Source organism: Paraburkholderia sp. WS6 (genome assembly GCF_030464835.1).
In the GTDB taxonomy this organism is placed as follows: domain Bacteria; phylum Pseudomonadota; class Gammaproteobacteria; order Burkholderiales; family Burkholderiaceae; genus Paraburkholderia; species Paraburkholderia madseniana.
Genome location: NZ_JALQCK010000021.1, coordinates 53,214 through 70,644, shown reverse-complemented (window position 1 = coordinate 70,644; position 17,431 = coordinate 53,214). Strand labels below are relative to the sequence as shown.

21 protein-coding genes and 1 riboswitch are annotated in these 17,431 nt (G+C 64.3%); of the genes, 5 read left to right on the top strand and 16 right to left on the bottom strand.

All coding sequences use genetic code 11. The features are described 5' to 3' along the window. Positions 1–2 precede the first annotated feature (2 nt). The 12 genes from M0D64_RS24080 to M0D64_RS24025 all read right to left on the bottom strand — a co-directional run bounded on the left by M0D64_RS24080 (position 3) and on the right by M0D64_RS24025 (position 9,706). Positions 3–758: an ABC transporter permease gene (locus tag M0D64_RS24080; RefSeq protein ID WP_266259527.1), complete on the bottom strand. Its 756-nt coding sequence runs from the start codon at positions 756–758 to the stop codon at positions 3–5. Next, positions 755–1,687 (bottom strand): ABC transporter ATP-binding protein, encoded by a 933-nt coding sequence (locus tag M0D64_RS24075; RefSeq protein WP_154560982.1) that lies wholly within the window; start codon positions 1,685–1,687, stop codon positions 755–757. The genes M0D64_RS24080 and M0D64_RS24075 overlap by 4 nt, the downstream gene beginning before the upstream one ends. A gap of 214 nt (positions 1,688–1,901) precedes the next feature. Further along, entirely contained in the window at positions 1,902–2,207 is a 306-nt protein-coding gene (locus M0D64_RS24070) for a lipid asymmetry maintenance protein MlaB (RefSeq protein ID WP_097390546.1), read from the bottom strand. Continuing rightward, positions 2,204–2,836 carry a phospholipid-binding protein MlaC gene (locus M0D64_RS24065; protein WP_154560980.1) on the bottom strand — a complete coding sequence of 211 codons (633 nt, stop codon included), beginning with the start codon at positions 2,834–2,836 and terminating at the stop codon, positions 2,204–2,206. The genes M0D64_RS24070 and M0D64_RS24065 overlap by 4 nt, the downstream gene beginning before the upstream one ends. A 118-nt stretch (positions 2,837–2,954) precedes the next feature. Then, entirely contained in the window at positions 2,955–3,992 is a 1,038-nt protein-coding gene (locus tag M0D64_RS24060; protein ID WP_266259526.1) for a VacJ family lipoprotein, read from the bottom strand. 11 nt (positions 3,993–4,003) lie between these two features. Further along, positions 4,004–4,567, bottom strand: a complete 564-nt coding sequence (gene mlaD, locus M0D64_RS24055) for an outer membrane lipid asymmetry maintenance protein MlaD (protein WP_154560976.1) — start codon at positions 4,565–4,567, stop codon at positions 4,004–4,006. 91 nt (positions 4,568–4,658) lie between these two features. Beyond that, positions 4,659–5,426: a lipid asymmetry maintenance ABC transporter permease subunit MlaE gene (gene mlaE, locus M0D64_RS24050; RefSeq protein WP_054036607.1), complete on the bottom strand. Its 768-nt coding sequence runs from the start codon at positions 5,424–5,426 to the stop codon at positions 4,659–4,661. Beyond that, on the bottom strand, positions 5,423–6,244 hold the full coding sequence (locus M0D64_RS24045) for an ABC transporter ATP-binding protein (protein ID WP_266259525.1): 822 nt from the start codon (positions 6,242–6,244) through the stop codon (positions 5,423–5,425). The genes mlaE and M0D64_RS24045 overlap by 4 nt, the downstream gene beginning before the upstream one ends. A 94-nt stretch (positions 6,245–6,338) precedes the next feature. Continuing rightward, positions 6,339–7,442, bottom strand: coding sequence for a thiamine phosphate synthase (thiE, locus tag M0D64_RS24040; RefSeq protein ID WP_266259523.1), 1,104 nt, complete (start codon positions 7,440–7,442; stop codon positions 6,339–6,341). Next, positions 7,439–8,254, bottom strand: coding sequence for a thiazole synthase (locus tag M0D64_RS24035; RefSeq protein WP_054036603.1), 816 nt, complete (start codon positions 8,252–8,254; stop codon positions 7,439–7,441). The genes thiE and M0D64_RS24035 overlap by 4 nt, the downstream gene beginning before the upstream one ends. A gap of 39 nt (positions 8,255–8,293) precedes the next feature. Then, positions 8,294–8,491 carry a sulfur carrier protein ThiS gene (thiS, locus tag M0D64_RS24030; RefSeq protein WP_028199627.1) on the bottom strand — a complete coding sequence of 66 codons (198 nt, stop codon included), beginning with the start codon at positions 8,489–8,491 and terminating at the stop codon, positions 8,294–8,296. A gap of 84 nt (positions 8,492–8,575) precedes the next feature. Continuing rightward, positions 8,576–9,706: an FAD-dependent oxidoreductase gene (locus tag M0D64_RS24025; RefSeq protein ID WP_266259522.1), complete on the bottom strand. Its 1,131-nt coding sequence runs from the start codon at positions 9,704–9,706 to the stop codon at positions 8,576–8,578. Positions 9,707–9,935: 229 nt separating this feature from the next. Further along, positions 9,936–10,059: riboswitch (TPP riboswitch) on the bottom strand. A gap of 361 nt (positions 10,060–10,420) precedes the next feature. On the opposite strand from M0D64_RS24025, the gene M0D64_RS24020 reads away from it, so the two are divergent. From M0D64_RS24020 to M0D64_RS24000, 5 genes are all read left to right on the top strand, one after another. Continuing rightward, the gene (locus tag M0D64_RS24020) at positions 10,421–12,172 is read left to right on the top strand and encodes an ABC transporter ATP-binding protein/permease (RefSeq protein WP_266259521.1); all 1,752 of its coding nucleotides are present in this window, start codon (positions 10,421–10,423) and stop codon (positions 12,170–12,172) included. Positions 12,173–12,231: 59 nt separating this feature from the next. Next, on the top strand, positions 12,232–13,005 hold the full coding sequence (locus M0D64_RS24015) for an SDR family NAD(P)-dependent oxidoreductase (protein WP_266259579.1): 774 nt from the start codon (positions 12,232–12,234) through the stop codon (positions 13,003–13,005). Positions 13,006–13,171: 166 nt separating this feature from the next. After that, a complete protein-coding gene (locus M0D64_RS24010; protein ID WP_266259520.1) occupies positions 13,172–13,633 on the top strand; it encodes a hypothetical protein in 462 nt (153 codons plus the stop codon). A 91-nt stretch (positions 13,634–13,724) separates the two neighbouring features. Next, positions 13,725–14,366 (top strand): hypothetical protein, encoded by a 642-nt coding sequence (locus M0D64_RS24005; RefSeq protein ID WP_266259519.1) that lies wholly within the window; start codon positions 13,725–13,727, stop codon positions 14,364–14,366. Positions 14,367–14,458: 92 nt separating this feature from the next. Then, positions 14,459–15,199, top strand: coding sequence for a response regulator (locus M0D64_RS24000; RefSeq protein WP_266259518.1), 741 nt, complete (start codon positions 14,459–14,461; stop codon positions 15,197–15,199). 90 nt (positions 15,200–15,289) lie between these two features. On the opposite strand, the gene M0D64_RS23995 is transcribed toward M0D64_RS24000, so the two are convergent. The 4 genes from M0D64_RS23995 to M0D64_RS23980 form a co-directional block, all read right to left on the bottom strand. Continuing rightward, positions 15,290–15,961, bottom strand: coding sequence for a flagellar basal body L-ring protein FlgH (locus tag M0D64_RS23995; RefSeq protein ID WP_266259517.1), 672 nt, complete (start codon positions 15,959–15,961; stop codon positions 15,290–15,292). 127 nt (positions 15,962–16,088) lie between these two features. Further along, the gene (locus M0D64_RS23990) at positions 16,089–16,802 is read right to left on the bottom strand and encodes a hypothetical protein (protein WP_154560960.1); all 714 of its coding nucleotides are present in this window, start codon (positions 16,800–16,802) and stop codon (positions 16,089–16,091) included. 3 nt (positions 16,803–16,805) lie between these two features. After that, complete coding sequence (locus M0D64_RS23985) at positions 16,806–16,973, bottom strand: DUF6726 family protein (protein ID WP_323135781.1); 168 nt, start codon at positions 16,971–16,973, stop codon at positions 16,806–16,808. A gap of 45 nt (positions 16,974–17,018) precedes the next feature. Continuing rightward, on the bottom strand, positions 17,019–17,201 hold the full coding sequence (locus tag M0D64_RS23980) for a hypothetical protein (RefSeq protein ID WP_154560956.1): 183 nt from the start codon (positions 17,199–17,201) through the stop codon (positions 17,019–17,021). Between the last annotated feature and the right edge of the window lie 230 nt (positions 17,202–17,431).

Genomic DNA, 17,431 nt, shown 5'->3' with positions numbered 1-17,431 from the left:
GATCAGTGGCGCAGTTTGTAGCCGGAGGCGAGCATGCGCATCGCCACCACGGCCAGCACCACAAAGAAACCGGCAACGATCGCAAGGCTCACGAGCGGATTGATATCCGACATCCCGAAGAAACCGTAGCGAAAGCCGTCGATCATGTAGAAAAAAGGATTGAGCCGCGACACTTCGCGCCACACCGGTGGCAGCGTATGCGTCGAGTAGAACACGCCCGAGAGGAACGTGAGCGGCATAATCAGAAAGTTTTGAAATGCGGCAAGCTGATCGAACTTTTCGGCCCAGATGCCGGCAATCAAACCGAGCGTGCCCAGGATCGCCGCGCCGAAAATCGCGAACGCGATGATGTAAAGCGGCGCGCTGAAGCTGACCGGCACGAACCAGATCGTCACGATGAACACGCCGAAGCCGACCGCCAATCCGCGCGCCACGGCGGCGAGCACATACGCGCCGAACATCTCGTAGTGCGACAACGGCGGCAGCAATACGAACACCAGGTTGCCCGTGATTTTCGACTGGATTAGCGAGGACGAGCTATTCGCAAATGCGTTCTGCAGCACGCTCATCATCACGAGACCGGGAACCAGAAAGCTCGTGTACTCGACGCCCGGATAGACCTGAACGTGACCGCGCAGCGCGTGGCCGAAAATCGTCAGATACAGCAGCGCGGTGATGACCGGCGCCAGCACGGTCTGGAACGACACCTTCCAGAAACGCAGGATTTCCTTGTAAAACAGCGTGCGAAAGCCGCTCATGCCAGCCCCTCGATCACTTCCGGACCGTTCATCACCTGAACGAACACATCTTCGAGGTCGGCTTTGCGGACCTCGATTTCTTCGAATGCGCAGCCCGCTGCGCGGCACTGCGCGAGAATCCGCTCGACGTCGTCATAGCTCGCGAGCCGCAGCAGATGCTGCCGGCCATTGCCGTTGCCCGCGCCGCTTTCCACCTCGAGCGGACGCAACTCGGCCGGCAACACACCTTGCGTAAAACGCAGGAATAGCTGCATGCCGGCAAAGCGCTGCAGCAGCGTGCTGGTGCGCTCGAGCGCGACGACCTCGCCGCGCCGCAACATCGCGATGCGGTCGCACAGCGATTCGGCTTCTTCCAGATAGTGCGTGGTCAGCACGATCGTGTGACCTTCGCGATTCAGGCGCGAGATGAATTTCCACAAGGTTTGACGCAACTCGACGTCGACGCCCGCGGTCGGCTCATCCAGCACGATCACCGGCGGCCGGTGCACCAGCGCCTGCGCCACGAGTACGCGGCGCTTCATGCCGCCCGACAGCGCGCGCATATTGGCGTCAGCTTTCTCGGTGAGGTCGAGATTGGCCATGATCTCGTCGATCCACGCGTCGTTGTTGCGCAGCCCGTAGTAGCCGGACTGGATGCGCAAGGTTTCGCGCACCGTGAAGAAGGGATCGAACACGAGCTCCTGCGGCACCACGCCGAGCGCGCGGCGCGCGTCGCGGAAATCGCTGACTACGTCATGGCCGCGCACCGCAATGCTGCCTTCATCGGCGCGCGCGAGACCCGCGAGTATGCTGATGAGCGTTGTCTTGCCCGCGCCGTTCGGACCGAGCAGTCCGAAGAACTCGCCTTCTTCCACCGTGAGGCTGACGCCCTTGAGCGCCTGCAAATCCTTGTAGCGCTTCTTGACGTTACGAATTTCTATGGCTGACATGACTGTGGGCCGCGTGCGTCGCGGCGCCTAAAGGAGCCCCGAGGGGGCGCAAAAGTGCTGGAAGGGACGAAATTGGGGCCGGTTATATGCCCCGAAAAACGTTTGATTATAGGGCAAAAATCGGCAGCCCCGGCTCGGCCGGGGCGATTGGAAGTGACGCTAGGGGAGCGTCAATGTCGCGCGCGCTGCAAGCAGCATGGGACCGGAGTAACCGCTAAAGCGCTAACTCCGGTCGACATAACAGGGTATCGACGCCGTAGGCTTGTGCGAGGCTGGCGAGACCAGCCGGCAGATTGACGATCTCGAACGCGATGCCGCGCGCCTGGGCGGCACGCTCCCACGCGAGCAGGACGGCAAGCGCGGACGAGTCGAATTGCGCGAGCGGCGCGCAATCCACGCCGGTCGCGCCCGCTGCGATGCGCTGCAAACCCGCCTCGAGCGCGGCTTTCGCGCTCTCGTGGGTCAGCGTCGCGCCGCTTTCGAAGCGGCTGGCGACGACGGCGTTCAGCACTTCGCTCACGACTGCTTGCCCGCGGCCAGTTGCTGATTGCGCTGCGTGAGGAACTGGATCAGTCCGTCCACGCCCTTCTGCTGGATCTGTTCGCTGAACTGTTGCTGATACGCCTGGATCAGCCACGCGCCGAGCACGTTGATGTCATACACACGCCAGCCGTTCGGCGTCTTGTACAGACGATAGTCGAGTTCGATCGGCGAGCCGTTGTTCATCACCACCGAGCGCACCACCGTGTCGGTGTCGTCCGGGTTCATGCGGAACGGCTTGTACTGGATCTGCTGGTCGCGCACTTGTGCCAACGCGCCCGAATACGTGCGGATCAGCAGCATCTTGAACTGCTCGACGACGGCGTTTTGCTGCTCCGGCGTCGCGGTGCGCCAGTTGCGGCCCATCGCCAGTTGCGTGGTGCGGCGGAAATCGGTGTACGGCAGGATCTTTTCGTTGACGAGCTGAGTGATGTGGGTGATGTCGCCTTGCTGGATCGACTTGTCGGCGTGGATCGCATCGATCACCTGCTGGGTGACGGTCTTGACCAGGCCATCCGGCGAATTGGAGTCCACCGTTTGCGCCGAGGCACCGGCACTGGCGAACGAAAACAGCGCTGCGAACAACGGAATCAGGAATAGTTTTTTCATATCGAACCTTGCTTGCCTTAAAAATAGTGCAACCGTTGGAGCCGACATTAACACGCGAGCTCAGCAGCAATCCATGCGCAAACTGCGAGAGTCGTATCGAGGTGTTACGGCCGCACGATCAACGCAATTTGAATGACGGGAAGTTGAAACGCGTCGGCGGAACCAGTTGGCCGGCCGGAATCTGCGTCGTTTCCGGACCGCCGTTCAGGTCGAGCGGCGGTGTTTCGGAGCCGCCGGAGGCGGCTTCAGGTGCAGCCGCCGTGCCGGTTGCGCCCGTGGTTGCGCCAGCCGCCGAAGCAGCTTGCGGCGGCGTTGCGGCGGCCTCACCGGACGCAGCCGATGCTTTCGCGGCAGCACCCTGCGTGCCTGCTGGCGCCGCAGCCGCACCGCTATCGACGTCGTCGTACTTCGGCAGCGGCGCTTCGTCGCCGTAGTTCGGCAGCGACTGCGACTGCTTGCCGTCCGACAACAAATACTGGCGGCGCTGCAGATACGCGTTACGCACGAACGAGTACTTATCCAGCGCGGCGCCTTCCAGTACATCGCTCGCGTTCAGCAGGTTCGCACGCGTATTGATCACGTTCACGCCGTACAGCGCCCACGTCAGGCCTGGCGGATTGATGTAGCTGAGCGGATTCACATAGTAGTTGCCGATCGAGCCGACCGCGTCGCGCACCGTGCTCGGACCGAACAGCGGCAGAACGAGGTAAGGACCCGGCGGCACGCCGTAGTGCCCGAGCGTCAGGCCGAGGTCGTTGTCATGCTTGGGCAATTTAGCGAGCGTCGCCACGTCGAACAGACCGCCAACGCCGAACACCGTGTTGATCACGATCCGCATGATGTCTTCGACGCCATCGGTGATCTTCAACTGCAGCAGATTGTTCGCCGCGATGTAGACGTCGCCGATATTCGAGAAGAAGTTGGTGACGCTGTCGCGCACCGGCTGCGGCGTGATGAAGACGTAGCCCTTCGCGACCGGCTTCAGCGCGTACTGATCGAGCTTGTCGTTGACGGTGAAGATGGTGCGGTTCAAGCCCTCGAGCGGATCGCCCTTGGTCGGCGTCTGCACGGTCGAGCAGCCGGCGAGCGTAGCGGCCGCGAGCGCGAAGGTCGCTATCTGGACGGTGCGCACGCCTCGTTTGCGTAGGGTCTGCATTTTTATTCTCCTTATTGACCGGCCGCGCCAGAGGCGGGCAGAGTCGGCGCCGCCGACGCGGGTGCCGTGGCAGGGGCGGCCGCAGGTGTGGCCGAACCCGCGCCCGGCTTGGATGCGCCCGAGTCCGCGGCCTTGCTATACAGGAATTGTCCGATCAAGTTTTCCAGCACGATTGCCGATTGTGTCATCGAGATCGTGTCACCCGCTTTAAGCATCTCACTATCGCCACCGGGTTCGAGCCCGATGTATTGCTCGCCGAGCAGACCCGAGGTCAGGATCTTCGCCGACGTGTCTTTCGGAAACGGGTATTGCTTGTCGATATCGATCGTGACGACAGCCTGATACGCATTGCTGTCAAAGCCGATCGAGGCAACCCGGCCGACCGTCACGCCCGCGCTCTTCACCGGTGCGCGCGCCTTCAGTCCGCCGATATTGTCGAACTTGAGCTTGACCGGGTACGTTGCCTGAAACGACAACGAGCTCATGTTGCCGGCCTTCAGCGCGAGAAACAGCAACGCCACGAAACCCAACACCACGAACAGGCCGACCCAGAAGTCGAGAGCAGTCTTTTTCATCGTCATCCCAAAGTGAATCCGCCACGCTGCTCCCGCTCCCGTGACGCGCAAACCGAGGCGCGCCCGCCGAGCGGAAACGTGCAGCGCAGTTTTAGCTGAACATCAGTGCGGTCAACAGAAAATCGAGGCCGAGCACCGCAAGCGACGCGTACACGACCGTCTTGGTCGTGGCGCGCGACACGCCTTCCGGCGTCGGCTTGGCTTCGTAGCCCTGAAACAGCGCCACAAAGGTCACCGCGAGGCCGAACACCACGCTCTTGATGACCCCGGCGCCCACGTCGCGCCAGACATCGACGCCGCCTTGCATTTGCGACCAGAACGCGCCGGCGTCGACGCCGATCAGTAGCACACCCACGACATAACCGCCGAACACGCCGACCGCGCTGAAAATCGCGGCCAGAATCGGCATGGAAATAATGCCCGCCCACAAGCGCGGCGCCACCACCACCTTCACCGGGTCCACCGCCATCATTTCCATCGCGGTCAATTGCTCGCCCGCCTTCATCAAGCCGATCTCGGCCGTGAGCGACGTGCCGGCGCGACCCGCGAACAGGAGCGCCGTGACCACCGGCCCGAGTTCGCGCACCAGCGAAAGCGCGACCAGCAGGCCCAACGCCTGTTCGGAACCGTAACGGTTCAGCGTGTAATAACCCTGTAAGCCGAGCACGAAGCCGACGAACAGCCCCGACACGGCGATGATCACCAGCGAATAATTACCCACGAAGTGGATCTGCTTCGTGACAAGGCGCGGCCGGCGCAGCAATGGGAAAAACTCGAGCAGCAGCCGGAAGAAGAACCGCGTGGCGTAGCCGGCCGTGCCCAGCCCGTCGAGTACCGAGCGACCAAGCGCGCTGATCATGACTGACCTCCGCCAATGCCGAAGTCCGCCGCGAGTGGCGTCTTGCTGGGATAGTGGAATTTGAACGGGCCGTCCGGCGCGCCGTCGATGAACTGGCGCACCGTAGGATCGGTCGACGCGCGCAGCTCAGCCGGCGTGCCTTCGGCATGCACCCCGCCGTTGGCAAGGAAATAGACGTAATCGGCGATCGCGAACGATTCCAGCACGTCGTGCGTGACGAGGATCGACGTCGCGCCAAGTGCCTGATTCAGCGCGCGAATCAGGTTCGCGGTGATGCCGAGCGAGATCGGATCGAGGCCGGCGAACGGCTCGTCGTACATCATCAGCTCGGGGTCGAGCGCAATCGCCCGGGCGAGCGCCACACGCCGCGCCATACCGCCCGAAATCTCCGACGGCGCCAAGTCGCGCGCGCCGCGCAACCCGACCGCGTTGAGCTTCATCAACACGAGGTCGCGGATCAGTTCTTCGGGGAGGTCGGTGTGCTCGCGCAGGGCAAAAGCGACGTTTTCGAACACCGACATATCGGTGAACAATGCGCCAAACTGGAACAGCATGCCCATCTTGCGGCGCAGCGCGTAGAGGCCGTCGCGCGTCTGCTGGCCGATGTCCTGGCCATGAAACAGGATCTGGCCGCGCTGCGCGCGCACCAGACCGCCGATCAGACGCAGCACCGTTGTTTTGCCGCAACCCGAGCCGCCCATAACCGCAACGACCTGGCCGCGCTTGAAGCGCAGATTCAGGTTCGACAGGACGAGCCGGTCGCCATAACCGAAGTCGACGTCGCGCAGCTCGAGTAAGGTCTCGGGGGAGGAAGACACGAAACTGACAGTCCTTTTACACGGAAGGCCGAATTATAGGGCCATCATGGAAATGCTGCCGTGAGGTGCCCTGTCCCTTTACTGAACTTGACGATTATTGCGTAAACGCATGTTGCAGCGCAGAAACAGCGGCAGCCGGGTCGGCGGCCTCGGTCACGGCGCGCACCACGGCCGCGCAACCCACGCCCGTCGCCAGCACGCCCGGCAGCACCTGCAGATCGATTCCGCCGATTGCCACCAGAGGCACGACGCCGTCGAGCAGGCGTACATACCGCACCAGACGCTTGAGGCCCTGCGGCGCGGTCGGCATGACCTTGGTGGTGGTCGGAAACACCGCGCCCAATGCAATGTAGCTTGGCCGGAAATGCAGTGCCTTCAGAATCTCGTAGAAGCCGTGCGTCGACAAACCGAGGCGGATGCCGGCGGCGGCAAGTGCCGACAGATCGGCCGTATGCACGTCTTCCTGACCGAGGTGGACGCCGTAAGCGCCCGCTTCCAGCGCGGCTTGCCAGTGATCGTTGATGAAAACCTGGGCGTCGTGCTCACGGCCCGCAGCGACACAGCGGGCAATTTCGTGCTTCAGTTCGTCGGCAGGTTCGGCCGATTTGCGGCGCAACTGGACCGTTTTCACGCCAAAACCCACCACCCGTTCGACCCACTCCGCGGTCGGCAGCACCGGGTACAGACCGAGCCTGTCGGGGCAGCGCGCGAACGCTTGCGCCGGCGCGGCCGGCAGACCGGCGAGGCGTGGGAAGTGCGCGATATCGGCCGGAAATGCGTCGTCCGCTTTGGTTTCGTCGCCGTCGCGCCACGCCAGCGCCAAAACCAGCGCGTCGTGTGGATCAAAGCCACAGTCCAGAAACGCCGCCAGCGCGGAAATCCAGTCTTCCGCCAGATGACCTTCCAGACTGTATTTCTCGCCGCCCAGATGCAGCGTCGCCGCGTTCTCGGCGGCGACGATCACGCCCGCGCCCTGCACCTGCCAGCGCGCCACTTGCTCGCCATGCTGCTGCGCGTCGGCGACGATGATCAGGTCTCCGCCGTTCGGCTCGTCCGGCGCGGTCAGGCAGATGCGCCACGGTGCATGCGTCGGCGGCCACTCGCCCAGGCGGGCGCGGATCCGCTCGGCGGCTTCGGTGAGTTCATCGGCAGGCGGCCAGAAGAGGTCGCGGCCGGTCAAAGGCAAAGTTTGCGTCATGCGGCGCTCCCGTCTTGATGCCAGAACGGCATGCCGACCACCGGCGTGCTCGCGTGCGCGCTTTCGCGCTCGGCCATCGGCCCCGCCAGAAAAGCCTGGCGGCCCGCTTCGACGCCCAGCGCGAAGGCGCGCGCCATTGCGTCGGGGTGCGTCGCCTGGGAAACGGCGGTGTTCAGCAGCACGCCGTCGAAGCCCCACTCCATCACTTGCGCCGCGTGCGACGGCACGCCGAGGCCGGCGTCGACGATCAGCGGCACGTCGGGCAAGCGCTCGCGCAAGACGCGCAGGCCGTACGGATTGATGACGCCCTTGCCGGTGCCGATCGGCGCACCCCACGGCATCAGCGCCTCGCAGCCCGCATCGAGCAGACGGCGGCCGATCACCAGATCTTCGGTGCAATACGGCAGCACCTTGAAGCCGTCCTTGATCAACTGCGTGGCGGCTTCGATCAGGCCGACCGGGTCGGGCTGCAGCGTGTAGTCGTCGCCGATCAGTTCGAGCTTGATCCACTCGGTTTCGAAGATTTCACGCGCCATATGCGCGGTCGTCACCGCCTCGCCGACGGTCAGGCAGCCGGCGGTATTGGGCAGCAGCGGGACGCCATGGCGTTTGAGCAGGTCGAAGAAACCGGCTTCGGCGCCGCCTTCGTTCATCTGCCGGCGCAGCGCGACGGTCACCATGCCGGGCTGCGCCGCGTCGATCGAATCGGACAGCGATTGTAGCGATGGGTAGCGCGAGGTGCCGAGCAGCACGCGGCTCGCGAAAGTCTGGCCGTAGAGCGTGAGCGCGTCGGCGGTTTGGGGGGCAGTCATTTGCATCATCCTGGTCTCCGGCAAGGCGTGGCGCGGGGCTTAACCGCCGGCCACGGGTTGCACGACATCGAGCTTGTCGCCCGGCTGCAGCGCGCGCGCCGCATGCTGGGTACGTGCGACGAAATCGCCGTTCAGCGCGACCGCGAATGGTGGACGCGCGCCGAACGCGGCAAGCGCATCGGCGACAGTCGCGCCTTCGGGCAACGACAACGGCTTCTGATTGATATGAATGTCCATGGTGTTCGAATACGGTTCAATCGATTGGGGCAGCGGCGCGAGCTTGTTGTGCCTGCGGTTATTTCGCGAGCAGGCGCGCAACGCTCATGCCGGCTCCCGCGTGGAGTCCAGTTGAAACAGCTCGCTCCAGCGCGCGGCACTTTGCCAGTCGGCGAAAGCATCGGCGTCGCCAATGCGGCCGTCGAGCAGCGCCGCGGCGAAGCGCACGGCTTCGTCGGCGACTTCGGGCACGATCATGTAGCCGTGCCGGTACAGGCCGTTCACGCGCAATGTCTGCGCGCCATCCCACAGCAAGGCCGGACGGTGGTCCGGCAAAGTCGGGCGGCACTGCGAATTCAGTTCGAGGATGCGTGCCTCACCGAAGCCGGGATGCACGGAAAACGCCGCGCTGAGCAGTTCGAGCGCCGAGCGCACGCTGACCGGCGACATGTCCTCGCCTTCCACTTCGGTGGCACCGATCACGTAGAGATCGTCCTGCTTCGGCGCGATATACAGCGGGTAGCGCGGATGCAGCAGGCGCACCGGCCGCGTCAGTTTGATACCGGGCGCATGCACGCGTACAACTTCGCCGCGAATGCCGCGCAGCGTGGGCAGCACAGACTTCGCGCCCAACCCACGGCAGTCGATCGTAATGCGTGCGGACGGCAGCGCATGATCGTCGACCGGCGTGTTCCAGTGCGTTTCGACACCGCGCTGGGCGAGGCCCGCGGCGAGCGCGGTCAGCACCTGACGGTTATCCAGTTGGCCTTCGCGCGGCAGCAACCAGCCCTGGTTGAAGCGGCCCGCCAATGCGGGCTCGGCGGCGCCGACCTGAGCGCCCGCCAGCGTCACGAAGCCACCGTCGAGCAATTCAGCAGGCGCGTTCGAGCGCACGCGGCGTTCGAACAGTGGCGCTTCGGTGCGGTCGGCGTGATGCCATACGACGAGCGTGCCATTGCGCTGGAAGAACACTGGTTCGGGCAATTCGGCCAGCACTCGCGGCCAGGTGTCGAGCGAACTCGCGCCGAGACGGGTGATCAGCAATTCAGCACTGGCAGCCTCGGCCAGCGGCGCCAGCATGGCGGCGGCGACCCAGGCCGCGGCTTGCGAGCCCGCAGCATCGCCCCGCTCATAGAGCGCCACGCGATGCCCTTCACCGGCAAGACGCCACGCGACGAGGCGCCCGCACAGCCCACCGCCGAGCACGGCGAAATCGGGTTGAGCAGAACGATTCATCGCGCGCACTCCGAGTCACAGCGGCAAGCAACGCTAAAGCAGCACGGCGCGCGGACACAACCGACGAAAGCGCGGTGACGAGCAAAACACATGTCTGAAGAATAGGCGGTCATCGAGTCCTTTCCGTACGGCAAAAAAACGCACGTACCCAGGACGAAACCGGCGGGTGAGGCCGGCCGGGCAAGATGCACGTCCAATGACGGACGCCGCCCGGCGGGGAATGGAAGACTGGCTGCTTCCGGAAACTTCCCGCGCCGGTATTACCCGGATCGGGTGCAAAGGGTCTCTCTCAGCCTCGCCGCCGCTGCATGAAAATCACGCAGCCTGTGGGCAAAGCACCCCTGTTTCGTCGAAGGTCATTAGACCATAAAAGGCGCAGCGCCCGCAAACCAACGGCCTCTGCGGGCACACACCATTGATCCGTCACTATCTTTCGATTCATCAATACGGCCGACTGCAACGCTCTGGCACAATGCCAGGACCGGATGCCGCTGGCGCGCGGGTGACATGCTTCGCCGCCCGAGCGCCAGCGGCATCGAGGCGGGACCTCTGAGCGGAAATTAATTTTCACTTAAGGGCTTCGCCCCAGAATCGGGCGCTTACCCGGACGTGCGTTCGTCGAGCACGACGCCCGGGGCACGCACCGCAAACCCGCCGTGGGGCCGGCCCGACTGGGGCCCGCCCGGCACGGGCCAGCACTTCACCAGGATGCTCATGACACCGAATACCGCTTCCAGCCCCGCGCTGCCGCCGGACGAAAAAGTCTCCGCATGGAGCCTGATCAAACCTTACTGGGTTTCCGAAGAACGAAAAACGGCGTGGGGGCTGCTCATCGCGATCATCGTGATGAATCTGCTCGTCGTGTGGATCAACGTGCGCCTGAACCGCTGGAGCGCTGACTTCTACAACGCGCTGCAGACCAAGAACGTCCACGACTTCCCGCATCTGCTGATGGTGTTCTCGGGGCTTGCGTTCGGCTTCATCATTCTGGCCGTGTACGGCCGCTATCTGCGCCAGATGCTCGGCTTCCGCTGGCGCCAGTGGCTGACCACGCGCTATCTCAACGAGTGGCTGCACGACAGCGCCTTCTACCGTATCGAACGCGACCGGCTCGCCGACAACCCCGACCAGCGGATCAGCGACGACCTGCAATCGTTCGCCACCACCACGCTCTCGCTGACCCTCGACCTGCTGTCCACGGTCGTCACGCTGGTGTCGTTCATCACGATTCTGTGGTCGCTGGCCGGTGCGCTGACCGTCTCGCTCGGCGGCATGCCGATACAGATTCCGGGCTACATGGTGTGGGCCGCGGCGCTGTACGCGGTGATCGGCTCGCTGATCATCCAGAAGGTCGGCCATCCGCTCGTGTCGATCAATTACCAGGCACAGAAAGTCGAGGCGGATTTCCGTTTCGGCCTGATCCGTCTGCGTGAAAACGCCGAGCAGATCGCCTTCTACGATGGTATGGAGACCGAGAAGAAGAACACCCAATCGCTGTTTGGCCGCATCCGCGACAACTGGTGGCAGGTGATGAAGTACACCAAGCGGCTCACCTTCGTGCTGAGCTTCTACGGCCAGATCGCGATCATCTTTCCGCTGGTGGTGGCAGCACCCCGTTACTTCGCGGGCGCTTTCACGTTCGGCGTGCTGATGCAGATTTCGAGCGCATTCGGTACCGTCAGCGATTCGTTTTCGTGGTTCATCAACAGTTACGGCACCCTGGTCGAATGGCGCGCTACCGTGAACCGGTTGCGTGAATTCAGCCGCGTCGTGCATGCGCCGCGTTTGAAGGAATCAGTGTCGCCCGCCACCGCGCATGGCGGCATCAACCTGCATTTTGTCGACGAAGACAAGCTCTCCACAGACGGCCTTCAGCTTGCGCTGCCGAACGGCAACCCGCTGTCGCGCATCCGCGATATCGCGATCACGCCGGGCTCGCGCTGGCTGGTTCGTGGTCCGTCCGGCTCGGGCAAGAGCACGCTGATGCGCGCGCTCGCAGGATTGTGGCCGTTCGGCGACGGCTCGATCGACGCGCCGGTCAACGCGCGCATGATGTTCATCCCGCAGGTCAGCTACATGCCGATCGGCACGCTGAAAGCCGCGCTCACCTATCCGTCCTCTGCTGACACCTACACCGACGAAGAATGCCGCGAAGCGCTCGTCACCTGCCACCTGTCGGAATACGCCGACCGCCTGCAGGAATCGGGACACTGGACACGCGTTCTCTCGCCGGGCGAACAACAACGTCTCGCCGGCGCCCGTGTGCTGCTGCATAAGCCGGACTATCTGTTCCTCGACGAAGCAACCAGCGCGCTCGATTCGGAAAACGAAGCACGCCTCTATCACCTGTTCACCGAGCGACTGCCGCAGGCGGCGATCGTCAGCGTCGCGCATCGCGAATCGCTGGCGGCGTTCCATGGCGAAACGCTCGACGTCGAGCGCTCGGGCGAACCGATTGCCGCGTGAACAGCATGAACAACGCGAGCGACATGAGCGGCACCGGTGACGCGAGCAGCACGACCGGCATGAGCGGTGCCGAACTCGATCGGGTCGTCCTGATCACCGGCGCGGGCTCCGGCATCGGCGCCGCACTGGCCCGGCGCATCGCCGCGCCGCGCACCGCGTTGATGCTGCACGCCCGCGGCGCCGACGACGAAGCGCGCCAGCGTCTTACACAAGTCGCCGCCGATTGCAGCGCAAACGGCGCGTGCTGCGCGACGGTATTCGGCGATCTCGCCGAACGCGGCGCCGCCGAGCACGTGATTCATCAAACGCTCGCGAGCTTCGGCGCGCTTGATCAGTTGGTAGCGAACGCCGGCCACGCGCAACGGCAAACGCTCAACGCACTCGACGCTGACGTGTTCAGCGCCGCCTTCGCCGCCATGCCGGCCGCGTTCGCCGCGCTCGTCAAGCGTGCGACGCCCGCCCTGGAAACCTCGAAGCGGGGTCGCGTGGTCGCGCTCAGTTCGTTCGTCGCGCATCGCTATCGCGTGGATGCGCCGTTCGCCGCAACGGCTGCGGCGAAAGCGGCGATCGAGTCACTGGCCAAAACCGCAGCCGCCGAACTTGCGCCGCATGGCGTGACGGTCAATTGCGTGGCGCCCGGCTATACCCGTAAAGATCGCGGCCCAAGTGCCGATAATGCATCGGTGTGGACTCGCGCCGCCGAAGCGACACCGCTCGGTCACGTCGCCGAGCCCGCGGATATCGCCGCGCTGATCGCCTTCCTGCTCTCCGACGAAGCGCGTCACATCACCGGCCAGGTGATCCATATCGACGGCGGCCTGACGCTCGGCTAGGCAGCACGCCGCAACATCCGGAAACACGCGAGAACAGTTCGAAAGCATTTGCGAAGCCGGCAACCTGTTCCGCGCTTTGAAAATCCCCTGTAGCAGCGACGATAGTCGTGCGGGCTGTACCATGCGCCGCCCGCCCCGCCCCTCCCTGCTACTGGACTCTCCGCACATGTCATTCGATCGCCGCTTCTATCCTTTGACCCAGCGCGCAGCGCTTGCGCTTGGCGCAGCCCTGCTGCTCACGAGCGCCGCGTACGCTGCGCAAGCCACCCAGCCCAATGAGCCGGCGGATGTTTGCCCCGCGCTCAAACACATCGTCGACGCACCCGATTTCAAGCAGTTGCACGCGCAAGCTGCCGCGCAACTGCCGGGCGTATCGGCCGTGGACGACTGCCGCGCCAACACGCACGCCTACGATTGCCACTGGCGCGCACACTGGCAAGCCGACGGTGTCGTCAACGATCCGCTCGAAGAATTCGGCGCCGATATCGCTGCCTGCTTTCCGAACGTCGTGCACGACGTCAACACGCCGACGCGTCAGCATTTCATCGTGACCACCGAAGATCGGCGCGTGAACGTGACGGCCAGCGTGCAAGGGCAAAACGAACTGCGCCTGCGCGTCACGCGCTGAGCGTCGGCCGTTTTTTGCCACGTTCCGCTGCTTTTCCGCTGGGACCCGTCGTCATTCGCCGCACTTCCTTACCGCCACCAGGCACCGCATCATGACCTCTATGCCGAGCTTGAGCGCTTACGCTTTCACGCGGGCCCCAATGGCCGCGTGGGTCATGTTGCGGCGGCCTTGTGCGTGGCTCGCCGCCTCGGCGACCCTCGCATTCGGTCTGAACGGCTGCGCGTGGACGCTGATCTCGGCGGCCGACGCCACCGGCTCCGTGATTCAGGCCGGCTACGCGATCGCGGCGAACTACTCGTCGCCGACCTTCGTCAACGGCCGGCCGGCGAACGTGCATAACGTCTGCATCGAAGTGAATCAGACTGTGACGGTCGGCGATTTCGTGCCGGCGCTGCAGCTTGCGCTCGACCGGCGCGGCATTCGTTCGGACGTCTACAATCCGGGCACCTCACCCGCCGGATGCGAGGCGCGCCTCGTCTACAACGCCGCGATCGATTACGGCCGCCGTTCGTTCAGCGACGAAACGATCCAGTATCTGTCGATCATCGATCTGACGCTGATCCAGCACGGGCGCATTCTCGTCACCGCGCGTTACCAGACCGGCGGCCTCAACACCGACCGTTTCTCTACCGTCTCGACCAAGCTCAATGGTCTGATCGACAAGATGGTGGTCGATCAGACCGATCTGGCCCGGCAGCCGATGCAGACCATCCAGACGTCGCTGGCAAACTAGGCGCACGGCCTGCTTGCTTTCTCTTACGCGAGAAAGGATTCGAAAGCGTTTCGCGCTTTGCGCCGCGCGCGTGGATCACTAAGATGACCTGGATGAACCAATCCATTCTGGTCGTCGACGACGACCCCGTCATACGCGAGCTCGTCAGCGAATATCTGCTGGGGCGTGGCTTCAAGGTGTCCACGCTCGAACACGGCATGGCGCTGCAGCGCAGCTTGCAGGACGAGCGTCCCGCGCTGGTCGTGCTCGACATCATGATGCCGGAGCTCGACGGCATTAGCGCGTTGCGCGCATTGCGCGTCGCCGGCGACGATATTCCTGTGATCCTGCTGACCGCGCGCGCCGATCCGATCGACCGCGTGATCGGCCTCGAACTCGGCGCCGACGATTATCTCGGCAAGCCATTCGAACCGAGCGAGCTGGTAGCGCGGATTCGCACGGTCCTGCGCCGTCGCGGCACGATTGCGCCGAGCGCGCCGGAGCAACGCGCGCCCTATCGCTTCGGTCGTTTCGAGGTGAATTTTCCGGCGCGCGAATTGCGCCGCGACGGTGAGCGGATTGCGCTGCGTTCGAGCGAATTCGCGATGCTCAAGGTGTTCGTCACGCACGCGATGAGCGTACTCACGCGCGCGCAGTTGCTGGAGAAACTGCACGGCAATAGCGAGGTGCATCGCAACCGCAGTCTTGACGTCTCGATCTGGCGTTTGCGGCGGCTGATCGAAGTGGATCCGTCCGAGCCTCGCTATGTGCAGACCGTCTGGGGACGCGGCTACGTGTTCGTGCCGGACGGTGAAATCGGCGCAGCGGAACGTAACGCGCCACCGCTTGCGTGATGTTTGCCTGGCGAGACCTCGGCGCCAGGCCTCGGACTTAGGTAAACCTACGCGGCGTGTCTCGCATCTCGCGCGCACACCGCATCGACGCTAGAACGTCAGCACGCTCAGAAACATTCTCTGCAGCCAGCCCATCGTGGTGGAGTCGGACACCATCCCCACGCCGGCCTGCTCGATGCGCGCATTCGCGACCTTGCTCGACGCCACATAGTTGCCTGCTTCGATATCCTTCGGATTGACGATGCCCGACAGGCGCAAGCGGTCGCGGTTGCCGCTCATCGCGATCACCTTCTCGCCCGACACCACCAGATTGCCGGTCGACATCGTCCCGATCACGGTCACGGCCAACGTGCCGGTCATGCCGCTGACGTCGGCGAGACTGCCCTGCCCCTTGTAGTCAGTACTGGCCGAGCCGATGTTGAACAGCCTCGCGAGCCGCGCGGCTGCGTTGGTCGACTGATCGGCTGCAGTCGCGGTGATGCTGCTCGAACGGCTCGCGGCAGCGGTCGCGCTATTGTTGCCGCTGTACGATTCCGACAAGCGGATCGTCAGCACATCGCCGATATGCTGCGCACGCGGTGTTTCGTAGAGCAGCAAGGGCGCGCCGGCCTGATAGATCGCGCCCTGCGTGTTGACGTTCAGCGGCGCCGACGCGAGCGGCGGCGACATCGGCGTTTCGACGATTGACGGCTGTTGGCCGCTCCCGCAAGCCGCGAGGCAGGCCGCCGCGCCTAGCGCGACAGTGAGACGTAGCGCAGTCATGCATGCTCCTTGGCCGGATCGGCCGGGTAAAAAACGGACTTTGCAGTCGTGGTGCCGATGCTTTGTTCAACGATGCAATCTGAGCCACGCATGCGCCCGCAACCAGCGCGACAGGTGAGGCGGCACATCACCCCGCCTCGGCGCCGCTCGCCTGCCATTGCCGCACGACCGATTTCACCCATGCGTCCGAGCCTTTCAGCAGATAGGTGAGCGTGCCGTTGCGGGTGCCCGGCAGAAAGCACAACGTGATCGAACTCACCGCGTTTTCCCACACGTAGACCGGCATCGCGCCCGACGACGACACGCTTTGCGTCACCAGACGCGGCGTGCCATAGCGGTCCGCGAGCGCGTCGCGCAAGTCTTCGGCGGTGATCTCGTCGATCACGAAGGAAATCTCGTACAGACGCAGCGCGCTCTGGCCGTCGACACGCGCAAAGCGCAGCACATGCTCCAGTGCCGGCGCGCCGTCGACGACGGCTTGCGACACCGCCCAACCGTCGTCCGCGCGATGCGCCCAGCGGCAGGCCACCGTCAGACTCTCGCGCGATTTCAGACGCATGCCGAGCGCGCCCGCCTGCACGTCCGTCTCGCAGACGGGCACGCTGCCAATCGGCGTAGCGCGCACGGTCGAACCCGCGCGGAACTCGTCGAGCGTGATGCCGAGCGCAATGCCGCGAAAGGCGAACGGCGTGTCCTGCGAGCGCCGGCGTGCGTCAGCGGAAGCAGCCTTCGACGCGGCGCTGGCCGCATTCGCTTCGCGCGCGACGGGCTGCGCCTCAGCGAGCATCGAGAGCGCGCCGCCCAGCAGCGCCAGCGCGCAGGCAATCCGTTTGAGTCTCATGATTCAGTCGATGGCAGATGAACACATGTCGAACGGGGTGGCCGCGGCATGGCCGACGACCGGGACGATTTTCAGCGTGGCCGCTGTCAGCCGGCACGGAAGCGCGGCGACGGCGCAGCCGCCGAGTGGCAGCAGCGCCGCGCCGAGCGTCAACCACGCAGCGACACGGATGAAACAGTCAGGAATGCTCGAGGTCGACACACGGGCCTCGGTGCGTCAGGCAGTCGTGTTGACGTGATGCCCGACCAGCCCCGACGGCAGCGACGGGAGCGCCTCGCTGGCGGACTCCCGTGCTTGCGGCGTGGCCAGCGAGTTGTTTGGGGCCGCGGGTTTTTCCGCTGGCGGCGTGGGCGCGAGCGAAGAAAAGCGGGTTGAGCTGAGATTGCTATGAACGGTCATGATGAGCCTCGCGTGGCGCTAGGTTTCGATTTCACGCTGCCTGCCGTGGGCCCAAGGCGTTAGGCTGTTTTCGACATGCGGCGCAACGTACTGCACGACGAATCATCTCGCCGCGCACGCGGTGGCGATGCGCGAAGGAACGCGCGCTTTTCCGCGGTTCTTACGACCCGTTGCGACCCCTTGCCGTCAGTAGCAATTGCGCGCAGATTCTTTCCCCGGAGGAATTCCAG